Origin of the sequence: uncultured Gimesia sp. (genome assembly GCF_937919775.1) — a bacterium.
Taxonomy (GTDB): domain Bacteria; phylum Planctomycetota; class Planctomycetia; order Planctomycetales; family Planctomycetaceae; genus Gimesia.
This window is the reverse complement of sequence record NZ_CALFPF010000577.1, coordinates 1-10501: the sequence shown is the minus strand read 5'-3', so window position 1 is coordinate 10501 and position 10501 is coordinate 1. Positions and strand designations below refer to the sequence as shown.

Annotated in this window: 5 protein-coding genes; 4 read left to right on the top strand and 1 reads right to left on the bottom strand. The window is 51.3% G+C overall.

Annotation, left to right across the window (positions count from 1 at the left end):
- Positions 1–71: 71 nt before the first annotated feature.
- Complete coding sequence (locus Q0294_RS16675) at positions 72–2408, bottom strand: cytochrome c biogenesis protein CcdA (RefSeq protein ID WP_299467725.1); 2337 nt, start codon at positions 2406–2408, stop codon at positions 72–74.
- 334 nt (positions 2409–2742) lie between these two features.
- Between Q0294_RS16675 and Q0294_RS16670 the strand changes: the two genes are divergently transcribed.
- The 4 genes from Q0294_RS16670 to Q0294_RS16655 all read left to right on the top strand — a co-directional run bounded on the left by Q0294_RS16670 (position 2743) and on the right by Q0294_RS16655 (position 9644).
- Positions 2743–4029, top strand: a complete 1287-nt coding sequence (locus tag Q0294_RS16670; protein ID WP_299467723.1) for a hypothetical protein — start codon at positions 2743–2745, stop codon at positions 4027–4029.
- A 141-nt stretch (positions 4030–4170) separates the two neighbouring features.
- Positions 4171–7512 carry a PVC-type heme-binding CxxCH protein gene (locus tag Q0294_RS16665; RefSeq protein WP_299467721.1) on the top strand — a complete coding sequence of 1114 codons (3342 nt, stop codon included), beginning with the start codon at positions 4171–4173 and terminating at the stop codon, positions 7510–7512.
- A 165-nt stretch (positions 7513–7677) separates the two neighbouring features.
- On the top strand, positions 7678–8556 hold the full coding sequence (locus Q0294_RS16660; RefSeq protein ID WP_366917985.1) for a site-specific DNA-methyltransferase: 879 nt from the start codon (positions 7678–7680) through the stop codon (positions 8554–8556).
- 137 nt (positions 8557–8693) lie between these two features.
- The gene (locus Q0294_RS16655; RefSeq protein ID WP_299467717.1) at positions 8694–9644 is read left to right on the top strand and encodes a universal stress protein; all 951 of its coding nucleotides are present in this window, start codon (positions 8694–8696) and stop codon (positions 9642–9644) included.
- The last annotated feature ends 857 nt before the right edge of the window (positions 9645–10501 follow it).

Here is a 10501-nt window from a genome sequence, read left to right as displayed (position 1 = left end):
CTCCCTGAATATTTCAGAAAGATCTGCGAACAGAAATCAGCCTTACGATTCTCCTGTTTCCGTTGACGCGATTAATGCGACTCGGGAGCGACGGTGGAGACCATCGCCTGCTTTGCCGATTTGACTGCCACGGGAGTTTCGGCGGCCTGCTGCAGCGCCTCCAGCAATGTGGTTTGCGAATACAGGTCGCGAATAATAATCGGCTCGTTGGGTCGATTCGCGGGAAAAATCACGGTCAGCGGTATACTGACGCTTTTGAATTTATCGAGCCACTCTTTGATGGTCGGAGAATAGTCGGTGTAGTCGGCGTACATCGGAACGATGTTATGCTTCTTGATCAGTTCCAGTGTTTCCGGGGTGTTGAGTGCAAATTTTTCATTCGTTTTACAGGTCAGACACCACTCGGCAGAAAAGTCGATCAGGACGGTTTTATTTTCTGCTCTCAGCCGTTTCAATTCCGCGACATTGAAGGGAACCCACGGCAGATCGTTAGTTGATTTCTGGCTCATGTTGTAACCTAAGAAACAGATGCCGACCGTCAACAGCAGTGCCGTCACGCGCACGGTCATCTTTTTTCGGAGTGAGGAATTGTGAGTATACAGGCTGCCGATCATCCACAGCCCCGTGGTAATCCCCAACAGCATGATCAATACGGGAATCGTCAGCGATTCATCCAGAAAGGAAATGATAAAGATCACCGCACCCATCAGTACGATGCCGGAGAACTCTTTAAAACGCACCATCCACATGCCCGGCCTGGGAAGCCACGCAATCGCTTTGGGGAAGACACTGAAGACCAGATAAGGGGACGCCATTCCCAGCCCCATCATCAGCCAGACCAGATACGTTATATTCGGCGTCTGTTGGACCGACCAGGCGAGTACCGGCCCCAGGAAGGGTCCGCTGCAGGGGGTTGCCAGCAGAGTCGCCAGGATGCCTGTCAGAAACGCGCCGGTTAAGCCTTCTTTCTGTTGACCGCCGGCTGCTGAACCGACCATACCCGGCACAGGAATTTCAAAGACGCCTAACATGCTTAAGCCCATCGCATACACGATACAGGCCATCACGATGTTGAATTTTGTATTTTGAAACAGACCGCCCCAGCCCAGTTCTGCAAAAACCGCCAGGGAGGCCAGACTCAGAAACACCGTCAATACGCCCAGCGAATAGAAAATATTTAACAGGAAAATCCGCATCCGGTTTTCACCCGCCTGCTGCACAAAGCTCATGACTTTGATCGCCACCACTGGCAGCACGCAGGGCATCACGTTCAGAATCAAACCACCCAGAAACGCGAAAAACAGATAGGAAGCGAGTGTCTGGTTTTGATCGTCAGAGGTAATAATAATCTCATCATTGTCATCCGCACTTTTTAATTCTTCGACTGAGGACAGTGCGACGGGGGTCGCGTTCGTCAGGTCTCCCAGTTGAAATTCCACCGGCAGCGGGGGACGGCAACTGCCTGAATTACAAATCTGGTAAGTCAGCTTGCCTTCGACGCCGATTTCGCTGGTGCCCGGAATACGCTCAAATTCACGCGACCATACCACTTTGTCGTAGTGTGTGCGTTGTGTGTAATCTTCGTGTGTTTCGACTTTCGGTTCCGGACTGACGGAAAATTGTCGGGAAACCGGTTTCAAACCGTCCAGCTTGAAGATTTCGATATGTGTTGGCAGTCCCGCCTGTTTCCTGTCCTGATCCAGGGCGAACGTGTGGAATTCTTTTTCCAGCGTCATGGTGATGGTCAACTGCACCAGCTTTTCCGGGTTGGCTTTCGCAGGAGATAACGCAAACGTTAACTCGACCGGGTCTGGTTTCGAGCGGCGTTCCGGAATTGTCGTAAACGAAAGCGGCGCACTTTTCTGCTTGCCCGAAAGCGTTGCGGTAAACGGAAACTGCGAAGGGACACAGTTTTTCGCATCGCAAACCTGATAAATCATTTGCCCTTTGAGCAGGACTTGTGCGACGTCTTTGACGTCCGCATTCACTTTGAAACGGCGGCTCCAGATCACGCTTTTTGTATACTTTTCGATTTCTTTCCCGAATAGTGGTTCAAAGACCGTCTTCGGTGGATGGTCGGCGTTGAAGTGCTGATCGACAGAGGTCAGACCTTTGGACTCTTCAATCACAAACTTGGTCGCACCGCCGAACGTGGGACTGGTGGAATAAGTATAAGAACCTTCCGGAATGATCATGGTCAGTGAAAGTGTCACCGTATCCCCGGCTTTGGCGTCCTGGGGCAGCAGGCTGACACTGATTTCTGTCTTAGCCCCCGCATTCGCAGCAGGTGCGTTTTTTTGACCGAATAAATCCGGCAGGGACGGCTTCTGAGCCTGCAAATCGAGTGATGAGCAGATCAGGGCAGCAAACAATGTGATCATAATGCTAAAGCGGCGGGGAGATTTCAAAACGAAACCCTTCCAGAAAACTCGGAACATAAGACGAAACGGCTTGTGAGCCAACTTATTTAATAATATCGGAGTGGGGACTGTTTTCTTCTGTGAAGTAAGTCACAATTCCTGATGGATTCATAGGGATTTTAGATTTTTGAGTCAACATTCACAACAATTGACCAACCTTATGCAATATAACTATCTTTTAGTCCGAAATTGCTTTGTAATGGAGAGCGGGTAAGATTTCACAGTACGTGTTTCCCACAGTCAGTGACGGAACTCGTTGGCAGGTGAAACATTATCAATGTTATACCATCAAAGTATTTTGATCAATTGTAGATGTGGCTCGATGAAAAAACAGTTATTTGCGCTCTGTCTTTTACTGGCTGGTTTGTCCCTGGAAGTGACCGCCGAGGAACCACTGGTTGCCCGGAAACCGACCGAAATGACGCAGGAGATTGAGTTTAGAGACCCCATCCCCTTCGGTCTGGAACCGGTCGCCTATGGAACCGGGGAACTTTCGGAACCCGTTGCTGAAATGAATCAGCAACTCGGGGATCAGACACTGAGTCTGAAATATGATCCCGAATGGGGCTATTTGCGCGAAGTCCTGAAATCGTTAAACATCCCGGAAGCCTCGCAATTGATGGTTTATTCCAAAACGGCCCTCAATCCGCGGCTGATTAAACCGAGTAATCCGCGCGTCATTTATTTTAACGATGACGTCTACGTCGGCTGGGTGCCCGGTGCGCGGGCGATGGAACTGGCTTCCGTTGATCCTCTGCGCGGGACCATCTTTTACGAGTTGGATCAGAAACCGTCAGAGCAGCCCCGCTTTGTTCGTTCGGAAGGTTGTCTCGCCTGTCACGCCGGCGATTCCAGTCTGCGCGTCCCCGGTTTGCTGGTGCGTTCTTTTTTAACCGACCTGCATGGCCGCCCGATTTCCGGCTATTCCCAGATCTCACACGACAAACCATTGGAAAAACGCTGGGGAGGCTGGTACGTCACAGGCACGCATGGCGAGATGAACCATCTCGGAAATCTGTTTGGTCAGGAGGACATTGACGAATCGAAAACGAATCCCGCCTATCGCGCGAATCTGAAACAGATTGATGAGTTTGTTGATACTTCGAAATACCTGAGCCCGCACTCCGATCTTATTGCGCATCTGATTTTTGATCATCAGGTTCACGGCCATAATTTAATCACCCGCGTCAGCATGGAACAACAGTTGCATCTCAAATCCGATGTGGAAGACCGCCTGCTGCGTTACCTGCTGTTTCTGGATGAAGCGAAACTGGCAGGTCCTCTGCAAGGGACCACGGATTACCAGGCCTGGTTTGAAAAACAGGGAAAACGGGATGTGTTAGGCCGATCGCTCAAAGACTTCGATCTGAAAACCAGGCTGTTTCGTTATCGTCTGAGTTACCTGATTTATTCAGACAGCTTCAACAAGATGCCCGCAGCCGCCCGCTTACGGATTTTACGGGGAATCTATTCATTTCTAAACGCCACCGACGCCGAACTCGAACAGAAGTGGGATGTCACACCGGCTGAGTTTCCGCTGCCGGAACGGCTGGCGATTCAACAAATCGTCGCGGAAACCCTGAATGACTGCCCTGAATTCTGGAAATGACCCGCAAAGAGGGCATTGCCTTGAACCGTCTGCAGTCACTATGATGTAAAATCGCCTTAAGTGACTTCATGACCTGACATTGACTCATATTCGGTACAGTGATCGGGATCTTTCACAGAGTTCAACCTAATATGAGGTACGATGTTTCGTTTCACTAGCAGAGCCCTTGAAAATCGTTTCTGGTTACCGCTGGTCTGCTTCCTCTGCGGGGCAGGTTTCGCGTCTACTAATTCCGTACAGGCAGCCGACGAATTTGAAGGACTCAAAGTCCCCGACGGGTTCCGCGCGACACTGTATGCCGACGATGATCTCGCGCACGATATCTATTCCATGACCATCGATTCTCTGGGACGCGTCGTTGTTTCCGGTCCGGGTTATGTCCGCATCCTGATCGATGCCGACGGGGATGGCGTCGCTGAATCCTTTCAACAATACGCGGATGGCCCCGCGTCCGGCGCGCAAGGCATGTATTTTCTCGGTCGCGATTTGCTCTGCACAGGAGACGCCGGCCTGATACGTTATCGGGATCAGAACGGCGACGACCGCGCGGACGGAAAACCGGACGTCTTTTTACAAACGAAAACCGGTGGCGAACACAATACCCATTCCATTCAGAAAGGCCCGGATGGCTGGTGGTATCTGCTGCTGGGAAACACCGCCGGCATTAATGAGAAATACATCACCCGCAAAACTTCGCCCGTCAAAAAACCGTATGCCGGCACGCTGATGCGGCTGAGCCCCGATCTCACGTCGGGCGAAGTCATCGCCGACGGTTTCCGCAACGCTTACGATTTCTCCTTCACGTCGAACGGCGATGTTTTCACCTACGATAGTGACGGCGAACGCGATATTTCACTTCCCTGGTATCGCCCGACGCGCGTCTTTCAGGTATTGCCCGGTTCGAATGCCGGCTGGCGCAGCCGCAGCTGGAAACGCCCGGATGACTTTCTGGATATGCCCCCCGTGATTGCCTCGTTTCATCGCGGCTCACCCACGGGAGTCACCACCTATCAGCAGCGTCAGTTCCCGACGACCTATCAGGGGGCGTTGTTCGTCGCCGACTGGACCTTCGGTCGCGTGCATGCGATTCCGCTGGAAGATTTTGAAGGCAGTTATGCCGGTGAGCCCATCGACTTTATCACCGGAGTAGGGCAGTTCGGATTTGCACCTACCGACCTGGAAGTGGGCGCCGATGGTTGTCTGTATGTCAGCGTCGGGGGACGCGGCACACGCGGCAGTGTGTTTCGCATTGAATACATCGGACCCGTTGAAGCGCAAAAGCCGAATTTGAATGCGGAATCGCCTGCAGCAGACGACGATTCAGAGTCAGAAACCGCGTCCGCACTCGAAACAGTACTCTCAGCGCCTCAGCCTCTCAGCAGCTGGTCGAGGCAAACCTGTCTGCCTCTGTTGAAAACATTAACGCCGGAAGCATTTTATCGGGCAGCACTCGACACAAATCGTTCTGTCGCAGAGCGCCTCCGCGCGATTGAAATTGTGACGGAATTATACGATGGATTTCCGGATCGCATCATGGAACAATTGATGCTCGATAAATCGGATCGGGTCCGGGCACGACTCGCGTGGTCTTTGGGTTATCAAAGTCCGTCCGAGCAGAATGCGGAACACTTGAACGCACTGCTCAAGGATGACTCGCCGCTGGTGGCTCGTTTTGCTTTAGAGGCGTTCCTGCAACGGGGGTCTGAGCTGGATCAGAAACACTGTCTTTCCGGTCTGCAGAAAACACTGGGCGCACCGCAGCGTTATGTCAGACAGGCGGCGGCCCGCGCTGCTGCGACTTTGAACGCAGAAAATTTTCAAACGCTTTCTGCCGGCGTGACCGCTGAGGAGGGGGCTGCTCAGATCACGCTCGCGTATGCCACCATCATCAAACAGGGGGGCGTGGTTCCTTTGGCCGTCCGTACGGGGATTACCGTGTTTGAAGGGGACTACCAGACCGATCTGCGTCTCGACGCGCTGCGTTTGATTCAGTTAGGGCTCGGCGATCTGGGGCCGCCCACCAAAATGGCAGCCGTGTTCGACGGATACGCGAACAGCGTCGACCTGACGGAATACGAACGCCACCTCGATCCGATTCGCATCCGCCTGATGGAAGCGTTTCCCAGCAGTCATGAAGTGCTGGATTACGAACTGGCCCGCGTGCTTTCGATGCTGGCACCTTACAATCCCAAACTACTGGACCGGATTCTGGCGAAGATTACCGATGAGTCCGATCCCGTGTCTGACATACATTATCTGATAGTCTCTGCCCGTATTCCCAGCGATCGCAGTACCGCACAGTCGAAAAAAATTGCGAAGGCGCTCGTTGATATTGATGAGAAAATGCTGCGTCTCAAACTTCCACAGGATACGAACTGGGACGACCGCTTTAAGGAACTCTATACACGGCTCGCCAAGATCGACGCGGATCTTCCGCGGCAGATTGTGGAACAGCCGGGTTTCGGTCTGCCGGGACATGTGCTGTTTCTGAGTCAACTGCCCCCCCAGTTTCTGGGGACCGCCATTGATGCTTTTGATCGAAAAATCAAAGCCGATTCGGATTTTCATTGGACCAGTGATGTGGTTTTCGTGTTTGGTGAATCGAAGAAACCCGAGCATCGGGAAATGCTGCGTGAACTGTATGACGATTTTGCACTCCAGGCAGCCGTGCTGGCCGTACTGGGGGCTGCTCCCGAAGAACAGGATCGGGACAAATTTGTGCTGGGGCTGGAATCTGCTCAGATTGAAGTGCTGGAATCATGTGTTTCGGCGTTGGAAAAACTGGCGCCGGTTACGAAGCCGGAAGAATCGGTGCGACTGTTTGCAGCATTGCGACGTCTGGGTCACGATAAACGGGAACAGCAACTTCAGGTACGCATTGTTTCGCTGCTGCAGAAATGGACCGGTCAGCAACTGGGACAACCCGCTGATCTGGCCGACCCGATGAAACAGCGGGCGCTGATTCAAGCCTGGGAAGACTGGCTGGAGAAACAGTATCCGGAAATCTTTGCAGCGCTGTTGAAGCAGGGAGGGCCAGAAACGGAAAAATTCTTCGAGCAACTGGAAACCGTCAAGTGGGAGGATGGCAACAGCGAACGGGGAGAAGTTTTGTTTCGAAAGCGGGCCTGCGTGCAGTGTCATGGCAACCGGAGTGCGCTGGGACCGGCGCTCGCAGGCGCTGCCAAGCGGTTTTCGCGAAAGGATCTGTTTACCGCGATTGTGTCTCCGAACCGGGATGTTTCGCCCCGTTATCAGACCACCGTTGTTGGCACCGTGGATGGCAAGGTTTATACGGGGCTCGTTGTGTACCGTTCGGTGGACGGCCTGACGCTGCGGAATTCCAATAATCAGACCACGCGTATCGAAGCGGCGGAAATCGATTTCGAAAACAAGAAAAGCACATCGTTGATGCCCGAAGGATTATTAAAAGATCTGACACCCGCAGATCTGGCCGATTTGAATGCCTATTTACAAAGTCTGTAAGCAGTCGCGTCTGAGCGATTCAAAAAACAGTGGTCAAAATGAGACTTTCCAGTAGAATGGTTTTCACCAGGAACCTGGCAGCTTAAAAATTCAGCTGCGTTGAATATCGTTTCCCACATTTCAAAATTCAGAATCTCATTATTCCAGCAGGAGGCTTCCAGCCGCGTGTCGACTTCTGAAGAATCACCAGCAGAGAAAAAACGCACCCGCAAAATGCCGGAACCCTACAACGCGTTGGGTGGCAAACGGTGGATTCAGAATTCGATCAGTGTCTGGAGTGATATCCGCAAGTCAACCGAAGAAGTACGATTGAAACATCCGGCGATTTTTCCGGAAATGCTCGTCGAACGATTGATTGAAACATTTCTGCCGCGGGAAGGGGACGTGATCCTCGATCCTTTTGCCGGTTCCGGCAGTACGATTGTGACCGCAGAAAAAATGGGCAAGACCGGCGTCGGCGTCGAACTCTCACAAGAATACGCGGCGCTTGCCAGTCAGCGAATTGCAGACGTGGCCCGGCTGGCTGTCGAACAGGATGAGTCACTCCCCGCTCCAACACGGACAGAACAGAAATCGCATGTGATTCACGGTTCCGCTTTGAAGTTGTCTGAACATGTTCCGCCGGAAAGCGTCGATTTATGTATTACTTCGCCGCCGTACTGGAATGTTTTGAACCAGCGTCGTTCCGCCGACCATAAAGCGGTCAGACATTACGGAAATCATGAACAGGATCTGGGCGTCGTGGATGATTACGAAGCGTTTCTGACCGAGCTGACGCTGGTCTTCGAACAGGTGTTAGAGACGTTGCGGCCCGGCGGTTATTGCTGCGTGATCGTCATGGATTTGAGAAAGAAAAGTCAATTTTTTCCTTTTCACAGCGATTTAGCAGCCAGGCTCCAGCAGATAGGCTATATTTATGATGATCTGATTATCTGGAATCGGCAGTCGGAATATAATAATCTCAGGCCGCTGGGTTTTCCTTCTGTGTTTCGAGTCAATAAAGTCCACGAATTCATTTTGTTAATGCAAAAGCCAAAACGTTAGATTGGTAATCAACAATCGCAGTCTGTATAACTCACTTTTCAATTCGGAATTCTACTAGGAACAATTTCTTAGATTTGTCATAATAATTGATGTGTGAATTCTGAATAACGCTTATACAACAATGAGAGAACAGTCCCATGCAAAATATCAATTCAATTTTAGTCGGCGTTGATCTGACTCACGCGGATCGTCTGGTCGCTCCTGATTTGAACGAACAGACTGCCGAAGCGGTTGAACGGGCGATCTGGCTGGCAAAGCTGTTTCATGCAAAGCTGGAATTCTTTGCCGCCATTGATTTGTCTGCCCATACGAAACATCTGCTCGAAGCGGATCGGGACCACCTGACCAATACCGTGGAAGATGAAGCCCACGCGGTGATGAGCGGGTTGATCGAACAGGCGAAACAGCAGGGGGTGGAAAGTTCCTCCAAAGTGGCGTTGGGTCCCAGCTGGCGCGAGATTATCATTGAGGTCGTCAAAAATAAGCACGATATGGTTATGGTCGGGACGCGTCCGCATGGATTTACCGGGCGATTATTCGGAGGCACGGTGATGAACCTCTTCCGTCAATGTCCCTGTCCCGTCTTTGCCGTCAAAGTGGATGAAGAGCCGGACGTGCCTGAAATCGTGGTGGCCAGCGATATGAGCGATGTCAGTAGCGATATTCTGAATTTCATCGTTTCCGCGGCACAGGTCGCCGACATGAAAATTCATCTGGTACACGCAATCGATACGCAACTCGATCAACGTCTCAAAGGTCTGGGAGTCGGTGATGAGACGCTCAAAAAATGTGCCGAAGACATTATGGAAGAAGTCAAAAACGAGCTCAACGAACAGCTGGCACAGACCGATTACCGCACGCTGTCGTACGGCGTGCAGGTACATGTGCTGGAAGGCTCTCCCGAGATTGCGATTCCGGCCTTCATCAACGAACATAAAGTACACCTGCTCGCAATGGGGACCCTGGCCCGCACCGGCATCAGCGGCTTCTTCATCGGCAACACCGCAGAACGCATGCTGGAAAAAGTCAATTGCTCCGTCCTGACCTTCAAACCGGCCGACTTCGTTTCGCCTGTCGTGCCTGAGTGAGGGCTTCCACTAATAACTACGAAAACTGCCAGACAGGTTTGGATCCAATTTGAAAAACGCATCGCAGAGAATCATCTGCGATGCGTTTTTTTTGTTCCAACCAGCATTTTAAACCTTCTGCAGGCAAAGTTGAGTTGATTTCTGATCCTTGAGACGGTAGCTTGAAGTTGTGAAAGCAGGCACTTTCTGAAAACTTATTCGAGGGTTTAAACATCGTGATCGAATTCAGGTGTCCGCAATGCAGTCAGCTAATACAGGCAAAGCCTGCGAGTGTTGGCAAAGTCAGTAACTGTCCTCAGTGTCGATCAGAAATTCAGGTTCCATTACCCCGGAAAACCAGTCCGGAACCACCTCTTCCGGATGAGAATCCGAGATCACAGGACGCAGGAAACCAGCTTCCCCGTCAGTCTGAAGGTTCTGGAATTGCAATTGAACGTTCAACAGGTAGTCAGCGACAAACCAGTGAGGAACGGTATCCAGCCTTGATCATTCTTTCTCGCTGTTTTCAGTGGCTCGCGTTTTTTTCAGGGTTCATAGTGATTATTACCATTGTGGTGCTGATTTTAAGTGCCATTGTTGCAGACAACGATACTAAGCGTTTCAGTTGGATCGGGCAGGTACTGGGTGTGTTTTTCAGCGGGTTCTTTGCGGTGCTGGTTCAGTTATCGATTTCGGAGTTGATCAAGTTATTCCTTGATATCGAGAGGAATACACGCAATAGATGAGTTCGGAGCGCCTTTTTCAGAAGTTGAAGAAAAAGCAAATGTGAAATATCACGAATTGATAACTCTCGATTTCTGTTAAGTAAAGGATCGCAAGCATGTCTGACTCACTGGATAGATTCCTTACCGAACATT